This window comes from Sphingobacteriaceae bacterium, assembly GCA_002319075.1.
In the GTDB taxonomy this organism is placed as follows: Bacteria; Bacteroidota; Bacteroidia; order B-17B0; family Aurantibacillaceae; genus Aurantibacillus.
Genome location: NVQB01000001.1, coordinates 843669 through 860747, shown reverse-complemented (window position 1 = coordinate 860747; position 17079 = coordinate 843669). Strand labels below are relative to the sequence as shown.

General features: G+C 35.1%; 18 protein-coding genes and 1 pseudogene. 4 read left to right on the top strand and 15 right to left on the bottom strand.

The features are described 5' to 3' along the window. Positions 1-49: 49 nt before the first annotated feature. Positions 50-610, bottom strand: coding sequence for an AraC family transcriptional regulator (locus CNR22_03875; GenBank protein PBQ30943.1), 561 nt, complete (start codon positions 608-610; stop codon positions 50-52). An 85-nt stretch (positions 611-695) separates the two neighbouring features. Beyond that, positions 696-1268 (bottom strand): AraC family transcriptional regulator, encoded by a 573-nt coding sequence (locus CNR22_03870; GenBank protein PBQ30942.1) that lies wholly within the window; start codon positions 1266-1268, stop codon positions 696-698. Between the two features lie 119 nt (positions 1269-1387). Between CNR22_03870 and CNR22_03865 the strand changes: the two genes are divergently transcribed. From CNR22_03865 to CNR22_03850, 4 genes and pseudogenes are all read left to right on the top strand, one after another. Further along, positions 1388-2779, top strand: coding sequence for an MFS transporter (locus CNR22_03865; protein PBQ30941.1), 1392 nt, complete (start codon positions 1388-1390; stop codon positions 2777-2779). A gap of 169 nt (positions 2780-2948) precedes the next feature. Continuing rightward, positions 2949-3161, top strand: a complete 213-nt coding sequence (locus tag CNR22_03860) for a hypothetical protein (GenBank protein ID PBQ30940.1) — start codon at positions 2949-2951, stop codon at positions 3159-3161. 186 nt (positions 3162-3347) lie between these two features. Then, positions 3348-3512, top strand: a pseudogene (locus CNR22_03855) (ATPase). A 383-nt stretch (positions 3513-3895) separates the two neighbouring features. Continuing rightward, positions 3896-4951: a hypothetical protein gene (locus CNR22_03850; GenBank protein ID PBQ30939.1), complete on the top strand. Its 1056-nt coding sequence runs from the start codon at positions 3896-3898 to the stop codon at positions 4949-4951. A 569-nt stretch (positions 4952-5520) separates the two neighbouring features. Here the strand turns inward: CNR22_03850 and CNR22_03845 are convergent. The 13 genes from CNR22_03845 to CNR22_03785 form a co-directional block, all read right to left on the bottom strand. Continuing rightward, the gene (locus CNR22_03845) at positions 5521-6114 is read right to left on the bottom strand and encodes an invertase (protein ID PBQ30938.1); all 594 of its coding nucleotides are present in this window, start codon (positions 6112-6114) and stop codon (positions 5521-5523) included. Between the two features lie 17 nt (positions 6115-6131). After that, positions 6132-6908: a hypothetical protein gene (locus CNR22_03840; GenBank protein ID PBQ34805.1), complete on the bottom strand. Its 777-nt coding sequence runs from the start codon at positions 6906-6908 to the stop codon at positions 6132-6134. A 258-nt stretch (positions 6909-7166) separates the two neighbouring features. Next, positions 7167-8636, bottom strand: coding sequence for a hypothetical protein (locus tag CNR22_03835; GenBank protein ID PBQ30937.1), 1470 nt, complete (start codon positions 8634-8636; stop codon positions 7167-7169). Between the two features lie 6 nt (positions 8637-8642). Continuing rightward, positions 8643-9104 (bottom strand): RNA polymerase subunit sigma-70, encoded by a 462-nt coding sequence (locus CNR22_03830; protein PBQ34804.1) that lies wholly within the window; start codon positions 9102-9104, stop codon positions 8643-8645. Between the two features lie 208 nt (positions 9105-9312). After that, positions 9313-9567, bottom strand: a complete 255-nt coding sequence (locus tag CNR22_03825; GenBank protein ID PBQ30936.1) for a hypothetical protein — start codon at positions 9565-9567, stop codon at positions 9313-9315. Positions 9568-10167: 600 nt separating this feature from the next. After that, positions 10168-11160 carry a hypothetical protein gene (locus tag CNR22_03820; GenBank protein ID PBQ30935.1) on the bottom strand — a complete coding sequence of 331 codons (993 nt, stop codon included), beginning with the start codon at positions 11158-11160 and terminating at the stop codon, positions 10168-10170. 133 nt (positions 11161-11293) lie between these two features. Beyond that, positions 11294-12217, bottom strand: a complete 924-nt coding sequence (locus CNR22_03815; protein PBQ30934.1) for an AraC family transcriptional regulator — start codon at positions 12215-12217, stop codon at positions 11294-11296. 48 nt (positions 12218-12265) lie between these two features. Further along, positions 12266-12838, bottom strand: a complete 573-nt coding sequence (locus CNR22_03810; GenBank protein ID PBQ30933.1) for a hypothetical protein — start codon at positions 12836-12838, stop codon at positions 12266-12268. A gap of 163 nt (positions 12839-13001) precedes the next feature. Further along, the gene (locus CNR22_03805; protein PBQ30932.1) at positions 13002-13925 is read right to left on the bottom strand and encodes an AraC family transcriptional regulator; all 924 of its coding nucleotides are present in this window, start codon (positions 13923-13925) and stop codon (positions 13002-13004) included. A gap of 28 nt (positions 13926-13953) precedes the next feature. After that, positions 13954-14769: a short-chain dehydrogenase/reductase gene (locus tag CNR22_03800; GenBank protein PBQ30931.1), complete on the bottom strand. Its 816-nt coding sequence runs from the start codon at positions 14767-14769 to the stop codon at positions 13954-13956. A 212-nt stretch (positions 14770-14981) separates the two neighbouring features. Then, positions 14982-15896: an AraC family transcriptional regulator gene (locus tag CNR22_03795; GenBank protein PBQ30930.1), complete on the bottom strand. Its 915-nt coding sequence runs from the start codon at positions 15894-15896 to the stop codon at positions 14982-14984. A 10-nt stretch (positions 15897-15906) separates the two neighbouring features. After that, positions 15907-16254, bottom strand: coding sequence for a hypothetical protein (locus tag CNR22_03790; protein PBQ30929.1), 348 nt, complete (start codon positions 16252-16254; stop codon positions 15907-15909). Beyond that, a complete protein-coding gene (locus tag CNR22_03785) occupies positions 16221-17060 on the bottom strand; it encodes a short-chain dehydrogenase/reductase (protein ID PBQ30928.1) in 840 nt (279 codons plus the stop codon). Before CNR22_03785 ends, CNR22_03790 begins: the two co-directional genes overlap by 34 nt. Positions 17061-17079: the final 19 nt, after the last annotated feature.

The window sequence follows — 17079 nt, the reverse complement described above, 5'->3', positions numbered from 1 at the left end:
TTTTAACAATTCAAAGGTACGGTTGTTTAGAGGCGACTATTTTATAGAATTACTGTTTTACTTTATATCTTTTCTGTTGGGCCAATTCCCTGTATCGTGAGGGATTTACGCCTATTATTTCCTTAAACTGGCGCGAAAGATGCTGAACGCTGCTATAATTTACCTGGTATGAAATATCCGTTACTGAATCTTCAGTGCTGGTGAGCAGGCCCTTCACCTTTTCAATTTTTTGTTTGATTATATAATGCTCCAGTGTCATTCCCTCTCTGCTTGAAAAAATACCACTCAATTGATCGAAGTTCATATTCAGTTCATCACTTAACACTTCAGAGAACTTCTGTTTATTTTCAGCCGATGAAACATAACGCACAACAGACTCCTTAATGCGTTCAATTATTTTTACTTGTTTATCTAATAGGATCTCAAATCCAAGTATTGAAATTAGCGTCGTTAAGGTGCAATAAGAGAAATCAGCGGTTTTATAAACGCTTATTTTTCCTAGTTCAATGGATGCAACACGCATGCCTTTATCGGTGATGGCTTGTTTTAACGTAATGATGCAACGACTACACACCATGCCTTTCACTGAAATTGTTTCTACCTGTTCCATTTGAATGATTTACAGGGCAAAAATAAAAGGGGTGCAAGTTTATCTCATTACATAACTCCCGGAAAAGTTTATATAATTTCTTTTGTCAAATTGAATCCAGGCTTCTGCGTGAATGTTCAGAGGGATGTGATTTTTTAAACTGCGACGGCGTAAAACCGGTCATTTTCTTAAACTGACTTGATAAATGCTGCACACTGCTATAACCCAGCTTGTCGGCGATCTCACTCAAGTTTAACTCGTCGTAGAATAATAGTTCCTTTACACGTTCAATTTTCTGTTTAATAATATAGTGTTCCAGCGTAATACCTTCTACGGAAGAAAAAAGTGTACTGAGATAATTATAATCGATGCGAAGTTCATCAGATAAAACAGCCGACCAATTAAATTTCACATCCACATAATCGGTATGATGAATTTTACTCACAATAATATTCTTCAATTTTTCAATGATCCTGACTTTTTTATCGTCTATTCTTTCAAAACCCATGTCAGATAATTCCTGGTCAATAATTTTTAGAGTGGAGTCAGTTATAGAATCATCTTGTAAGATCACCTCGCCGAGTGTGATTGTTGCGGGCGAATGTCCATTCTTCTCAAAAATAGATTTCACTACCATGATGCAGCGGTTACAAACCATATTTTTCACAGCAAGTTTCATCGTGCCGCTAAGATACGCATAAGCATCTAAAGTGTAAAAATCTAAAATCTTGTACAACTTACCGGTTATTGTGCAACACCCCCAGGCCTTCCTCACAATAGTTTTGCAGGAAAAAAACAATGGAAACAACAACAGCACATATTGCCATTCCCAACGCCAGGCGCTGGGCGGCATTAGCGGTTTTATGCACCGCGCAGTTCATGGTTATTATGGATACCTCTATAATAGGGGTAGCTTTACCTGCAATTCAAAAAGACCTGGGTTATTCAGCAAGCAACCTCCAATGGATCTTTAACGCCTATGTGATCTTTTTGGGCGGTCTCTTACTTCTTGGCGGAAAACTGTCCGACCTGTTCGGTCCCCGGAAGATTTTTATGATGGGATTCGGTGTTTTGACCGGTGCTTCACTGCTGGCAGGACTGGCCTGGTCTGAAACTTCAATGAATGTTGCCAGGGCACTGCAAGGAGTTGGATCGGCCTTAATTGCGCCAGCCGCTTTAACACTCCTCATGACCATCTTTACCGATGGCAAAGAGCTCGCAAAGGCTTTTGGTTTTTGGGGCGCTTCGGCAGCTGCCGGAGGATCGGCAGGCGTTTTTTTAGGCGGTGTATTAACGGAATGGCTTTCCTGGCACTGGACATTCCTCATCAATATTCCCCTGGGATTAATTGTGTTGATGGTGAGCAAAACATACTTGGTGAAAGGATACACTCACAGAGGTCGTCTCGATCTCTCAGGCGCCCTGATGGCAACCATTGCTTTAGTTTCTTTGGTTTACGCAATTGTTTCTGCTGAGTCGGAAGGCTGGGGTAGCGTGAAAATCATTTCGCTGATCGCGGTGTCCGTAATTCTTTTCTTGGTCTTTTTCATGCTGCAAAAGAAGTCGGCAAGCCCTTTATTGCCTTTATCGGTATTTAAAATCCCTAATTTGTCTACCGGCAACCTGGTTATGATGCTCCTGGCGGCAGCCTGGATTCCGCTGTGGTTTTACCTGAATATTTACTTGCAGCAGGTGCTTCATTTATCTGCCTTTAAGAGCGGTTTGGCCCTTTTGCCTATGACCATTGTCATTATGATCATGATGACCAGCGTAACGGGCAAAGTAATTGCAAAAATGGGTGTAAAAGGCACTTTGGTGTTGGGACTTTTGTTCCTGACCGTATCCTTGCTGCTGTTTGCCAATGTTTCTGAGACAGGAAGCTTTGCAACAGACGTTCTTCCGGCTTCGATTTTAGGAGCCATTGGCATGTCCCTGGCCTATATTCCCGGCACTATAACTTCCATGTCGGGAGCCAAACCAGAAGAAACCGGCCTTGCTTCAGGAATAGTGAATACATCTTATCAAATCGGCTCGGCTTTAGGGTTGGCTGTCGTTGTAGCTATCAGCTCAGCTTCCATCAAGGGCAACGCCAATATGAATCATGGCATCCAGGTGGCTTTTATCGCGGCAGCCGTTATTAGTACGCTGGCGGTTATTATCGGAGTAGTTCGCGTAAAAAAACTGGGCTAGAAAATTATATACAGATTGCCTGGAATTCTATAAGAATCCGCGAATACTGTGGCAGTAACTTTGTGTAACAAAAGAACATAAAAATGAAATAGCCATGTTACCGAAAGGCAAAAGGAATGAAGTTAACATGGCTATACCATAAGACCTTAAAAAACAATAAAATCTACATATGAAAACACTAAAATTTAAATCCAATATTAAATGCATGGGATGCGTTGGAAAGGTAACTCCCTTTTTAGACGCTAAAGAAGGAATCAATAAATGGGAAGTGGATATTTACACACCCGAAAAAACTTTAACAGTGGAAACCGAAAACCTGTCCGCTGAGGATATTCAGAAGGAAGTGGAGAAGGCGGGGTTTAAGGCGGAAATAAAGGACTAATAAAGAACATAAAAAGGCTGTCTCAAAAGTGAGACGGCCTTTTTTTTAATAAAGTTAATGTACAAAAGTAGTTAGAAATTAAAATCATTTTATGAAAAACAAAAGGACACCGCAGGCCCCCATATTGCTGCAAGGTGTGACCTTTGCGAGGTGATTTCTAATAGAAAAGTAGGAACATAGATTTAAGTATGGACCAATCCTGATCACATAAAAGAATGGTGAGGTCCGAATGGTTTTTCTCTAACTATTAAAACGATGATAGTAGAACCAGGCTAGATATGGGATTTTGTTATGCATGGGAGGGGACGTGACTGGGATAATAAAATTGAGTATGTAGAGGTCAAAAAGCCTTCCAAGGCTCTGTAACTTCAAACTCATTGAAGATCTGCAGTGTAATTGAATCACAAAGTAAGAACCAAGGTTTTGAGGAAGGATGATTTTTTGATCAGCACTACTCTTAAATTTCCAATCGTTATAGTCGCTTAATTTTTTTATGGTAATAGCGTTGAAGTTTTTTACTATCAATGAAAAAAAGATCAAAGCAGAGCTTTGATCTTTTTCATTTTTTTCCACCCATACACGACACCTAAACGACACATTTGTTCTTGCTCAGATTTCGGACTTGTATGGATGCAGTTTTCCTATTGACTCAGATTTATAATATAGAAATCTAAACTTTTTACAGAACAATCCCTACATTTAAAGTCATTCCAATTCATAATTTAAAACGCTCAATGAATTACATTAAAACATCAGAACTAAAACTAGTCGGTAAATTCTATTTCAATGAGGGCGAAATAATCATTTGGCATGAATCTGCTGTTAAAACAGAATCAGAAACTATTCTGTTAAATGAAGCGAACGAAGTTTACTTCTTTGCGAACAGTTACCTGGTAATAATGGATGAGTTCAAGAGAAGCCGGTGGATCAATCGTAAATTGGGCATAGACAAGATCATCGATTCGGTTAACAGCCTTTCTTCGTTTTTCGATGAAACAACTATCTTTCAATCCTACTGGAATGATAGTTTTACTGAGTTGAGACTGCGAAAACTAGACTTGGTCTCTGAAAAGGAATATTGGAATATCAATAAGACATTTACACCAGCTATTTGTTTTGAAGATTTTTATCTGGCATATGGGATTGGAGATATGTACAAAATAGCGAATGACACCAATCATATTCTATGGACCTTTTCGTTCGACTCATTAACTCCTGTACCAAAGACTGATAACTATCAGAAAGATGCTCCATGGACAGTAAAAAACTGTATTGGTGTGCTGGAGGAAAAACTCTGGGTCGCCTTGAATCACCATACAATCATAGCGCTTTCGATGAAGGATGGTACATTGGCACATTTCATAAATGAAATACCGGGATTTCATTGTCCATGGCTGCCATCGGCAATTCCATTACCGGAAGCTACGAAGATTTCCCTGACTGATAATAAACTTGCTGGTTTAATGTGGGAATTTTACTGGGAAATAGACCCGAAAACCGGATCGATAAATCTCGAGGATCATACCGAATATTTCAAAGACAATAATATTCGCAACGATCGAGAGCTCTATATTCTGGACAAAGAATTGATCTTTTTTGTGTGCGATACAAGTTCAAAAGTGGTATGTTTTAATAGAGAAACCCAAAAGCTGGATTGGCACTATACATTTGAAGAAAAAAGCCAATCTGGAAAGTTACCTGGGTTACTTGAAATTAAAGGTGATCGTACAAAATTTGGAGTAAAAGACCTGAAACATAATTTGTATATTTTTGAGAACGAGGATAATTGACAGTGTTGAATAAAAAAAATTCACTTAAGTATTTCCACTATAAAGTGAAAAGCTCCATCGGATTAATCAATCTTTACTTACCGCTATTTCTTAAATCTTCGAAGAAACCGTCATAAAAAAGAAGAAGAAACCCGAACTTCAAACCACTGAATTCAAAAGAATAAATAGGGCTTAATTAAAAAACCCGCTGAAAACAGCGGGTTTTTTATTGTACCCTGCACGTTGAAATTATCGAATTTTATCGAAGATTTTAACCGTATCAGAAAGTTAAGAGCTTTCATGGAATTGAAACAGTTTTAAGACGTAAAATTACCATTGCCAGGATTAAACTCAAGCCATTTATGCCGGTTTTGTGCTTCCTTTCATTTCTCAATTGACGTAAAATACGGCTCATGTCTATAACTCCAGCTCCGTTTTAATAGAAATTCTTACGCCTTCACTCCGATTAACCCCAGCGTAACTTTGCTTTGTACACAGCAATGGAAAGATGGAAGGTGAAGACATCGCAGCAGCGACACACGGTTTTATGGATTTTAGCCAAAAATATTGGAATTTTTAATTTAACTATTCTACAGTTTGTTTTTCACAAAGGTAGATACAGTCAGCCTGTGAACCCCAATAATCCTGGCTATTGCGCTGTAAGACACTTTCTTTTTGAGTAAAGTATTAATTTCCTCTTCTTTACCGGTTAATTTCAGGTTATTGGATTTTCTACCCTTAGGCCGGCCCAAAATAACACCTTCAGATCTCCGTCTGGCCAAAGCTTCTTTTGTACGCTGAGAAATCAGGTTTCTTTCGATTTCCGCTGACAAGCCAAAGGCAAAAGCCAGCACTTTGGAATTTATATTATTTCCCAATTCGTAATGTTCCTTTATTGTTGAGACTTTGATATCACGCTCCATACATCCGTGTAAAATGCTCATAATTTGCATAAGGTTTCTCCCTAGTCTGGAAAGTTCTGTCACAATTAACTGATCTTCTTTTTTCATTCTTTTTAAGAGTTGGCCAAATTTTCGATCATCAAGTTTTTTTGTTGCGCTAATGGTTTCTTCAATCCACTCATCAATTACTATGTTTAGCCCCTGACAATACCTTTCAATTTCAAAACGTTGGTTTTCTGTTGTTTGTTTGTCTGTGCTTACCCGGATATACCCATAATTCATAAAATATAGTTTTTTGGTTAAGTTCCAAATATGGCTATAAAAAACGAGCCTTTATTTTTTACTATTGGCCCTTCAATAGCCAATTTTGATGCAATAATACCAAGCCCTCCTTTTACATGAAATTTTTGATCATCTCCGTTATTCATTTTAACATCTAATGCAGATGATAGTCTTCCACCATACTGAGCAGGCATAGTACCTTTATAAATTGCTACATCTTTTATAGCATCTGAATTAAAAGTAGAAAAGAAGCCTAATAAGTGGGAAGCGTTATAAACGGGTGCTTCATCCAACAAAATCAAATTTTGGTCGGCGCCTCCACCTCGTACATAAAAACCTGTATTTCCTTCTCCAGCCGATTTAATGCCCGGTATAAGTTGTATAGTTTTTAAAACATCTTTTTCTCCCATTAAAACAGGTATTTTATTTATTTCCTTTATATCAATAGTTTCTACGCCCATTTGTGCCTGAGTAACATTTTGGTCTTTTTTCTCTGCACTAACAACAACTTCATCCATTATTTTAGCAGCGTCTTCTAATAAAATTTCTTGCTTTGTATTTTTGTTCAAATTTATTTTTAATACAAAATCAGCGTAACCTAACATTGATGCTTTTAGAGTATAGTTTCCCTCAGGCAGAGTCAACGAATAAAAACCGTACTCGTTACAAGCTACTCCGGTTCCTTTTAATTCTTCAACTTTAATAACTGTGCCTATCATTTGTTCGCCAGTTTTTTTATCTTTTACTGTACCACTTATTGTATACTTTGTTTGAGCATTTACAGCCAAAGTCATTAATATACTTAAAAATGATAATTTGATTTGTGTTACTGTTTTTGATTTTATCATATCTGTTTTTTTATATTGCTATTTTAAATGGGTTTAATTAAATTTTAAAATTGCCGGGATTAAAAGTTTTAATATTTTCATTTTGTTTGTTTTTACTGTTATATAATAGAGGCAATTCACTTTATGCTTAGCCCTATTCCTTCCGTATTTTTGCTGCTTCTGAAATTTTATATCTTACCTGTTTTTTTGTGCAATAACCCGATCTTAAAAATGCCAACTAATTCCTAAAGCCAAGCCTAATGAAACAGGACGAGTTGCAACTGAGGTATTTTTGTTTATAGGTGTAATTGCTCCATTTACGGTAGGTTCAAACAAGATAGATAGTTTTTTAACTGGACTGTATGAAACACCCAAGCCAACCATACCTCCGAAATAATATTCATTCAACCCTTCTATTTTTCTAATTGTTTCAGTTTTAGTTGGTGTTTCAACAATTAATTTTCCCCCCATCATAAAATTAATACTACCGCCTAACTGCGCGTAGTAACTAAATTTATTTCGGGTTATTTGATATTTTGCCATAATGGGTATTCCAATAATATGAAGCACTTGGGTTGATTTAGAGTTAATAATTAAACTATCTCCTACAACAGGGGCTACGCCTAAATCATTTGGTATTTCTGCACTTCCATAACTCGTATTAAACTGATAGTGTGCCAAGCCTCCTGTCCCATTTTTTGCATAAATTGTTTTTGGATTGATGGTTTGCGCTAAAAAATTATAAGTTCCGCCAACTTTAACACTCCAACTTTTTGTTAAATCATAAGCAAGTAGAAGTCCTGTATTAAACGAAAAGTCGGGAGCTTCTTCTTGCTTGTAATCTTTTTTACTTTCATCATCATCTTCTTCTATGTAACTTTTTCTCAAGTCGGGGGAGAAATAAGTAATGACTGAAAACCGATTTTTGAATTGCTGTTTTAGCATACTATCTAACTTTTTATTTGATGTAAATATTATCGGCAGTCTTGGGTTAGTTATAATATCCGTTATTGTATCTCTATTATAAGTTGTTGTATCCTTATTGTTTTCATAAACAATAGAACTGTCAATTAAGGGTTCCACTGGCTTAATATCATTTAAAACAATATGGTTTATTGTATCAATACTCATTTCTGCTACTATCTTCTGACTACCTAATAACAAAGCTTGATTACTGTTTGTTGAACTGATAGCCTTTGTAATGGTGTCTTGCACAATTGTGTCAGCATTAGAAGCATAATTCACAACTGTTTTTGATTTTATCTTTGATACTTTATTTAGTAATGTACTAGGTGTACTATTTGACGAAGTAGTATTTACAGCACTTTCTTTTAAAGTTAATCTATTTTCAAACTTTTGTGTTTCATGTACTGACGATGCAATTTTTGCATTTACTTTCGCTATGGCAGTATTTTGTTGTTGTATATTTTCGGTACTATCCCTTTGTTTTTCTGATATTAGAAATGCGTTTTTATCTTTTGAATCATTAAAGTAATAGAAGATTCCAAAAGAACTGAATAAAAATGCAACAATGCTCAGTGTCATTTTTAAACGGAAAATAATTACTCTATTTCTATCGTTTGCTTTTTTGTCCAATTGCTTATCTAATGAAGCCCATACTGTTTCTGAATGGTTCATTTCATAAGACTCAATCAAGTCTTTAAATAAATCGTCTATGTCATTATTATTTTCCAATAAATTTTAAATTGCTTTCTTTTCTACTGATAAATCTTCTATTCGTTTTTTAAGCCATGATCGGGCATCTGATAGATTTGATTTTGATGTTCCTTCACTTATATTAAGTTGCTCCGCTATCTCTTTGTGCTTTAATCCTTCAAAAACATATAAATTAAAAATCATTTGATATACTGGTGGTAGTTTTTGAATTTGCAGGATTAATTCTTTTGCATTTAAATCTGTGTATAAATCATTACTACTATGGTCCATAATCTCAACGGTATCTATATCAACAAAATGATACAACTTACTGCCAGCATTATACTTTGCGATAGCTACGTTTACTATAACCTTTCTAATCCATCCTTCCAAAGAGCCAGTAGCATTAAAAGTATGTAGTTTTTCATATACCCGCATAAAACCTTCATTTAATACATCTTCAGCATCTTCTCTATTTCTACTATATCTAAAACAAACCGACATCATTCTTTTTGAGTATTTATGAAACAATAGATTTTGAGAATGCCTATCATTATTGATACAACCCCTTACGAGCTCAATTTCGTCGTTTTTCAATAGTATTTTACTTTCTTCTAACAATATAGATAGGTGTAATGATAAAAAGGTTGGGTACGCTTCTAAAAATAATTGAAGTTAATGAGAATGGCTCCCGAGTTCTAAAGGAATTCTGTGTTTAGCTCAGTCGTACTATCGTTTTAGAAGCTTTGCATTGGCCGACTAATTGAAACGGTACATATTCTTCAAAATAAACGCCAAGCACTAAAATATTACTGTTTTTTCCCAAAATACCCCGGATCCTTACTTTATTAAAAGCCTCTGCGTTTAAAAGAGCAATTACAGCTAGGATCAAAATTCTAAATACCTTCATTTTATTTATTTTCACTGTTATATGGTAGAGACAATTCATTTTAAATTTACCCCTATTCATTTCTAAATTAATTGTAGCAAAAGACTTTGATTAAGTTCGGAGATAAACGGAATTTGAATTTCATATCCCAATTAAGGATTTGCTTTACTATGTTTTGTTTTATATTGTTTGCTTCTAAATGCTGATTAAATTTTAGCTGCCTGTGTATGTAGGGATCAGCAGCAGCTTATGTTTGCACCTGCAACAAGAAGTGCTTTATCTGCCTAAATTTTTAATAATGCTAAAGGATTGTCCTTCCCAAACATATTTGTTTACAAAGCAAGAATAAAGGAGAAGCTGAATATTAAATTTTGAGACATTCGTATTATAAATATGTTCCTGGTCTTCAGAATTTCCTTTACAGCCATATTAGATAAAACAATACGCCTCTAATAACTATGAGACAACCTAAAAAGAGTTTACCCCTAGTGCTAAAAAAATATTTTTTTACTGAAAATTTAAGCTTGGCTGGTTTGCTAAGTGCTTTTTTGATTTAGAGGTAGTCGATGATAATATAAAACCTTAATAGAGATCATATTATTTTGAACTGTGTCTACATATTAAGGCATTGTAATTTACATTATGATCGTTTTGATAGCGTAGGAATTCAAATAACCATCATCACGCACCCATTAAGCGTTTCCGTTTTACATTTGAAAATACCCAACCCATGTAAATATTTGCAGCAACATTTAATTGACTATAATCAAACTTATCCACGACACTAGCGCGCCAAATGACATTGGATGAAACGCCAGTGAAAAAACATCTATTATGCCAAACGACACCTAGTTTAAAATGATTAACAAATGGCGCTCTAAAATACGATTTAGTCTTATCATTATATCGACTTAATGTTAATTGCTGAAAACCCATACACGGCAGTTCTGTAACTGCAATCAGTAAATGTTTCTTTATGACCCAATTGTACGAATAACCCAAACCAACTTCACCTAACCAGTCTTCAATAGCATTTAGCTTTAATTCGTTAAACAAAACACTATCCCTATTTAAACTACTCGGAATATCCCCTGTCGAAAATTTATTTTTAGAAAATGCAATGGTAGCTACAAATGAACCCTTTGTTTTTATCTGTCTCCCTCCTTGGGTATAACCAGCCGAATAACAAAATTTTTTATAATTAAAAATGTAATCAACCTTAAATCCATAATTATAAAATTCACTATTTAAAGGTTTGAACTGTTGCTTCTCGATAAATGATGTATTATCAAAGTATGAATATGTTAGATTATTTAGTCTCGTATAATTAGCTTGAAAATTAAGCGCCTTATAAGTGGTGGCAAATCTTAAGTCTAAGTTTTTCCTGGTATTTTCGAGATTAATTCCATAACTATAACCCACGGTAATCCATTTATAACTCAGATCTCCCCCTATAAAATATTGATCATTGGTGCTAAATTCTTCACTCGAATTGACATTAGCATCTGCATAATTATCTAAAATAATTTCATGTAGCTTAAATGCAGATAGTAATCGGGGAACAAATTTATTGTAATATGATTGAATATAAGCTGTATCGGTTTGCGAAACTAACCGGAAATGAATAAATGAAATCAAGCAAAACAGTATTGCTTTAAATATTTTTACCCTCATAAGAACTTAAATAGATTTACGATAAAAGTAATAAAAAACCATTTATTATTTTGGACTTGCCACTAAGGATTCATTAGAAGCAACAGTGAGATTTACTTCGAAACATTTACAGTTTTTATGAATCTATGTGCTTTTAATTAAACGACTGCCTAAACTCTAAAGGAGAAATACCACTTTTCGTTTTAAACAACTTGCTGAACGATTGCAAATGCTCAAAGCCTAATTCAAAAGCAATTTCGCTCACAGATAAGTCTGTTGTAGATAGTTTTTCCTTAGCTTTCTCTATCAGTTTTGCGTGGATAAATTGTTGAGTACTTTGTCCTGTCAGCGTTTTTAAAAGCCGCCTCAAATAATTGGATGAAATGTTTAGTTTTATAGCAATGAATTGAACAGTAGGCAGTCCTTTTGAAATCAAATCACTATCGGCAAAATAATCATTAAGCAACACTTCCAAATGTTCTAAAATGTGATGATTATTTATTTCTCTTGTAATGAACTGGCGATTGTAAAATCGTTCTGCATAACTCAGTAAATTTTCAATATGCGAAATGATGATCTGTTTACTGAACTTATCAATGTTTCTTTGATATTCATTTTGAATATTTTGAATAATTCCGTTAATGATAACTTCCTCTTTTTCTGATAGAAACAATGCTTCATTTGCAGCATAGTTAAAAAAGTCGTATTGCTTCATTTTTTGAGCAAGTGTTGTATTCCACAAAAAATCAATATGAATGAGCAATACCCAACCTGACGGTTCTTCAACTGTTGTGGTAGATTCTATTTCAGCCCTCAAAACTTGATTTGGAGACATAAAAAACATAATTCCTCCATCAAAATCACATCGTTGTTGCCCGTAATATAATTTATTTCTCACATTCTTTTTTATTGAAATGGAATAAAACTCAAATGTTGCTCTAAATTCTGTGGTAGCTTCTGGAATTTGAAACTCAGCATAATTCACAATACTTATGAGTGGATTTTCAGGTTTAGGCAATCCTAAAAATTGATGTGCTTCTGATATTGTATTTATCTTTATGAGTTTCGGTGTTGCCATATTGTAAAGATAAAAAGTAAAAAATGAATATCTTATAGCTTATCGACACTATTTTGAAGATAATAGATGTTGAAATGCATGAACAAAGGATTTACGTTCTATACGGTTTGGTAAAATCCTGAGACCAAAATACAAAAACGCATCTCCATACTCATACATTCGAATAATTTTATCACCCTCAAACTCAAATACCGTAACATAATCGTTATTATAAGGCCTTCCATTTTTTTCAACAATCATTCCCCCTTTTCCAGAAAAGATAACTTGGTTGGAGTCTGATGAAGTAGACCATTCATGGTTAAGCCAGACTAATGGAGTAAACTTGCCGAACAGACCTTTAGTATAGGCAAGAATTTCTTCTCTGTTTTTAAGAAGCGCTACGCAAAAGGCCTTTCTATTTAGTCCGGAGATCACATCATTACGGCTTTCATTTGTTTTCGTTCTTTTTGTGTGCATGAAAAACTGTTGCGCGTCTGGTGCAAGAGTGGCGGCAACAGAATCTAAATTCTTGGACTCAACAGCTCTGATAAATTCTTGCGCCACTGCTAATTTGGACTGAATTGAAATGGTTGGAGTGCTATTTGACATGGCTATTGTTGATAAGATTAATGCGATGATCATGGGAATATATTGTGTTCAAATGATTTTGTTTCAATAAAATTTTAGATTTATTTTGGCAACGACTGCACCTATTCATAAATCATTTATTTGTTTATGCAAAATTGCAACGATTGCGAGAGAAAAGTTTAGCCAAAAATGACTTTTGTTTAGTCAAAAGTGACTCTTAATTAAAACTAGCTCTAAAAACCAAAGGGCTTATACCACTTTTGCTTTTAAATAATTTACTGAATGATTGCGAATGTTCAAAGCCTAATTCATAAGCAATTTCGCTTATTGAAAGGCTTGTTGTAGATAATTTTTCTTTAGCTTTTTCTATTAACTTGTCATGAATGTGTTGCTGTGTGTTTTGCCCTGTCAGTACTCTAAGTAAACTGCCTAAATAACTTGGTGAAACATTTAGGTTGTCTGCAACATATTGAACTGTTGGCAAACCTTTTGAAATCAAATCATCACTATTAAAGTAATCTGTCAATAATTTTTCCAAACGGTCAAGTATTTGATGATTGGCTTTTTCTCTTGTGATGATCTGACGATTGTAAAACCGCTCTGAATAGTTGAGTAACGTCTCTATATACGAAATGACAATTTTTTTGCTGAATTTGTCAATGTTTGAATGGTACTCTTGTTTGATATTTTGTATAGTGCCGTTTAGCGTTACTTCTTCTTTTTCTGATAACTGCAACGCTTCATTTACTGAATAATCAAAAAAATCGTATTGCTTAATTGTTTTTGCAAGTGACGTATTCCAAATAAAATCGGAGTGTATGAGCAAAATCCAACCTGACGGTTTTTCGGTAAATTCTTTTTCAGTAATTTCAAATTTAAGAACCTGATTAGGCGACATAAAAAACAGTACACCCTCCTCTTCAAAATCGTAGTGGCTTTGCCCGTATTTATACTTTACGCCTTTCATACGTTTCAATGCAATAAAATAAAAATCAAACACCGCATCCATAGGATTGTAGTTGGGCTGGTGAGTATCGTCCATAACTATTATACTAATCAAAGGATGTTCAGGCTTTGGCAAGCCTCTCAGCCGATGAAACTCACTGATTGATTTTATTCTAGTGGGTATTGTATTTGCCATAAACAATGATACTAATTTTGTATGAAATTTATTTAAGTTGACTAATTATCATTTTATCAAACATTTTGTCTGACAGCAGTCTTCTTAAAAACAAGGTAAATTTCATCAAAGCACCGTTTACGTATCTTGTTTTGGGTTTACTTGCATCTATGCCTTGTTTTACGAGTTTCGCAATTGAAATAGGTTCGGGATAACCTGCTACAATTTTTGGGTCATAAATTGCATTATTTACACTTTTGGCCAATCCCTTGTAAACTGTTTTACCAGATATACGCATTAAATATTCACTTGATATTGCTGCTATGTCTGTTTTAGTGCCGCCCGGCTCAACAACAATTACGTCAATACCAAATTGCTTCACTTCATAGCGAAGGGCATCGCTTAAACCCTCTATGGCAAATTTACTCGCCACATACCAGCCTGCCATTGGGAAACTAAATTTACCGTTGACAGATGAAATATTTACAATTTTTCCGTAGTTATTTTTACGCATATTAGGCAACACTAATTGTATTAAACGAGCCACACCAAACAAGTTTAAATCCAATAGATATCTTGCATCGGAAATGGGCACATCTTCCAATGCACCGAAATTGCTCGATCCTGCATTATTAATTAAAATGTCTATGCTTCCTGCTTCTTTCAAAATTTGTTCAACACACGCAACAAGACTTTCTTCTTTGGTAACGTCCAATGAAATTGGCTTAATTCCGAAATTTTTCAGCTCTTTCATTTTCTCTGTTCTGCGTGCAGCACCATAAACATTATAGCCGTTCTGTGCCAATAAAATTGCGGTTGCTTTTCCTATTCCAGCCGAAGCTCCTGTAACCAATACTGTTTTCATCTTTTATTGTTTTTTTTGTTGATTAATACTACTGCAAATTTTTTGCAAAGCGATGCAAAAGTGCAACGATATCAAAAAACAGATGTAGCCAAAACGGCTGTCGTTGTAGTCAAAATGATGTGTCTTTGTTAAAAGTCAAATCGTTTGGGACGGTGGGTGGACTTAGGCTTTTGTTGTTCTATGTTCTTTCCTGTACTATGTGTAAAAGCTACTTAATTAAAACTCGCTCTAAACTCCAAAGGGCTCACACCACTTTTACTTTTAAATAATTTGCTGAACGATTGAGGATGCTCAAAACCTAATTCATAAGCAATTTCACTCACTGATAAATTGGTTGTGCTTAATCGCTCTTTTGCATATTCAATAAGTTTGCTTTGAATGTGTTGTTGTGTGTTTTGACTAGTATGTATTCGCAATAAACTCCCAAGGTAGTTAGGTGAAATGTTTAGCTGCGCAGCAAGAGATGTTACCGTTGGAATACCATTTTCCGATAGTTTTCCGCTTTCAAAGCTCTTCGAGAGCACTTCTTCAAAACTAATTAATATTTCGTGATTGGATTTTTTCCGGGTGAGAAACTGACGTTCATAAAATCGCTCTGAATAAATAAGCAACAATTCTATTTGTGCAACAATAAGATCCTGACTGAATTTGTCAATATTGGACTGATATTCCTTTTCAATATTTTGAAGAATATCCACAATAACCTTTTCTTCTTTGTCAGACAAGAAAAGTGCTTCGTTTACAGCATACTGAAAAAAGTCATAAGACTTTATCTTCTTTGTTAATGTGGTATTCCATAAAAAATCGGGGTGAATGAGTAATAGACAACCTGTTGGCTCAATTACAACATCCTGGTTAATTTCCACTTTTAGAAATTGGAGCGGTGAAACAAAGGTCAGCACTCCAGAATTAAAATCAATTTCTTGTTGTCCGTAATTAAATTTATGGCTGACATTCCGCTTTAATCCAACAGAATAAAAATTCTGAACCCATTTTAACTTGCTTTCATTGATAGGGTAAGAAACCTTACTGTAATCAATCAAGCTGATTAGTGGGTGCTCTGGATTGGAGAGGTTACAAAAAGCATGAAACTCAGCTATTGAATTAAAGCGATATGTCTTTTCCATAGATGCTAATTTACTTTTTTTCTTTGTACAAAATCATTCCTCCATGATACAGGATACCATCTTTAAATTCACCGTCTGCTGTAAATCCTGTGTCGTCTTTATAGTCAATATGGTTTTTGGTGATCTTGAAACCTCCCTGATAGGCACTTTGTTGATTGCCACGAGCCTCATCGTACCGGTTATTGGGTAATAGTTCGTGGCGAATGTAACCATCCTTTGTTACCCACATACCAATATAATCTTTGGTTTCTTCTATTGTTTTACTTTTTTCCATTGTTGTATTTTTATTGTTTACACAACCTATACTTAAAAATGTTATCACCATCAAAAGGCGGTGGATAACGTGTAGCTTTTCCATTTTTCTGCATCCTCTGTTATGATATCTATTTTATTTTTTAGAATTTCATACGAATCATTGCCCAATAACAAATGAACAGGCGGATTTCCTTCTTTGCTAATGGCAATTAAAACATCAGCCGCTTTTTCGGGATCGTTTGGCTGATTACCGCTAATGCTTTTAAGGTGTGCCTGTTCGGATTGTCGGGCAGCTTTATAGTCCTGAATGGGTTGCTTTGGTGTTCTTACTGAACCCTGGGTAAGAAAATCGGTGCGAAAATACCCAGGATAAACAACAGAAACTTTAATACCAAACTCTCTCACCTCTTCTGCCAATGCTTCAGTAAACCCTGCCATTGCAAATTTTGTAGAACAATAAATGCCCCAACCGGCAAAGCTTCCTAAAAATCCACCTGCCGATGAAACGTTGAAGATATTGCCCGACTTTTGCCTTCGTAAATAAGGCATTGCATTTCTTATTACATTCAGGGCACCAAAAACATTGACATCAAAATTTTCCCTTGCTTCTTCATCGCTTAATTCCTCCAATGTTCCTATTTGTCCGTAGCCTGCATTGTTTACCACTACATCAATTTTCCCGAAATGTGCAATGCTTTTTTCAATAGCTTTTTTGACATCAATGTTATCGGTTAAGTTCACCTCTAACGGTAAAAAAACTCCTGAAGTGTTGCTGATTTCTTCAATCAAAGATTTTGAATTCCGTGTTGTTGCCACCACGCAATAGTCATTTTGTAATAATTTTTTCACCAAACTAAGCCCTAAACCTTTTGAAGCCCCTGTAACAAGCCATACTTTTTTTGTTTCCATTTTTTTCTAAATTTTTAAA

What these genes read in the sequence shown, in the direction of transcription:
- CNR22_03800 (PBQ30931.1), bottom strand. Translation starts at nt 14,769, where the DNA reads ATGAAAACAGTATTGGTTACAGGAGCTTCGGCTGGAATAGGAAAAGCA.
- CNR22_03830 (PBQ34804.1), bottom strand. Translation starts at nt 9,104, where the DNA reads ATGATGTCGGTTTGTTTTAGATATAGTAGAAATAGAGAAGATGCTGAA.
- CNR22_03875 (PBQ30943.1), bottom strand. Translation starts at nt 610, where the DNA reads ATGGAACAGGTAGAAACAATTTCAGTGAAAGGCATGGTGTGTAGTCGT.
- CNR22_03795 (PBQ30930.1), bottom strand. Translation starts at nt 15,896, where the DNA reads ATGGAAAAGACATATCGCTTTAATTCAATAGCTGAGTTTCATGCTTTT.
- CNR22_03870 (PBQ30942.1), bottom strand. Translation starts at nt 1,268, where the DNA reads ATGAAACTTGCTGTGAAAAATATGGTTTGTAACCGCTGCATCATGGTA.
- CNR22_03820 (PBQ30935.1), bottom strand. Translation starts at nt 11,160, where the DNA reads ATGAGGGTAAAAATATTTAAAGCAATACTGTTTTGCTTGATTTCATTT.
- CNR22_03825 (PBQ30936.1), bottom strand. Translation starts at nt 9,567, where the DNA reads ATGAATAGGGGTAAATTTAAAATGAATTGTCTCTACCATATAACAGTG.
- CNR22_03790 (PBQ30929.1), bottom strand. Translation starts at nt 16,254, where the DNA reads ATGGAAAAGCTACACGTTATCCACCGCCTTTTGATGGTGATAACATTT.
- CNR22_03840 (PBQ34805.1), bottom strand. Translation starts at nt 6,908, where the DNA reads ATGACTTTGGCTGTAAATGCTCAAACAAAGTATACAATAAGTGGTACA.
- CNR22_03850 (PBQ30939.1), top strand. Translation starts at nt 3,896, where the DNA reads ATGAATTACATTAAAACATCAGAACTAAAACTAGTCGGTAAATTCTAT.
- CNR22_03805 (PBQ30932.1), bottom strand. Translation starts at nt 13,925, where the DNA reads ATGGCAAATACAATACCCACTAGAATAAAATCAATCAGTGAGTTTCAT.
- CNR22_03865 (PBQ30941.1), top strand. Translation starts at nt 1,388, where the DNA reads ATGGAAACAACAACAGCACATATTGCCATTCCCAACGCCAGGCGCTGG.
- CNR22_03810 (PBQ30933.1), bottom strand. Translation starts at nt 12,838, where the DNA reads ATGATCATCGCATTAATCTTATCAACAATAGCCATGTCAAATAGCACT.
- CNR22_03860 (PBQ30940.1), top strand. Translation starts at nt 2,949, where the DNA reads ATGAAAACACTAAAATTTAAATCCAATATTAAATGCATGGGATGCGTT.
- CNR22_03785 (PBQ30928.1), bottom strand. Translation starts at nt 17,060, where the DNA reads ATGGAAACAAAAAAAGTATGGCTTGTTACAGGGGCTTCAAAAGGTTTA.
- CNR22_03845 (PBQ30938.1), bottom strand. Translation starts at nt 6,114, where the DNA reads ATGAATTATGGGTATATCCGGGTAAGCACAGACAAACAAACAACAGAA.
- CNR22_03815 (PBQ30934.1), bottom strand. Translation starts at nt 12,217, where the DNA reads ATGGCAACACCGAAACTCATAAAGATAAATACAATATCAGAAGCACAT.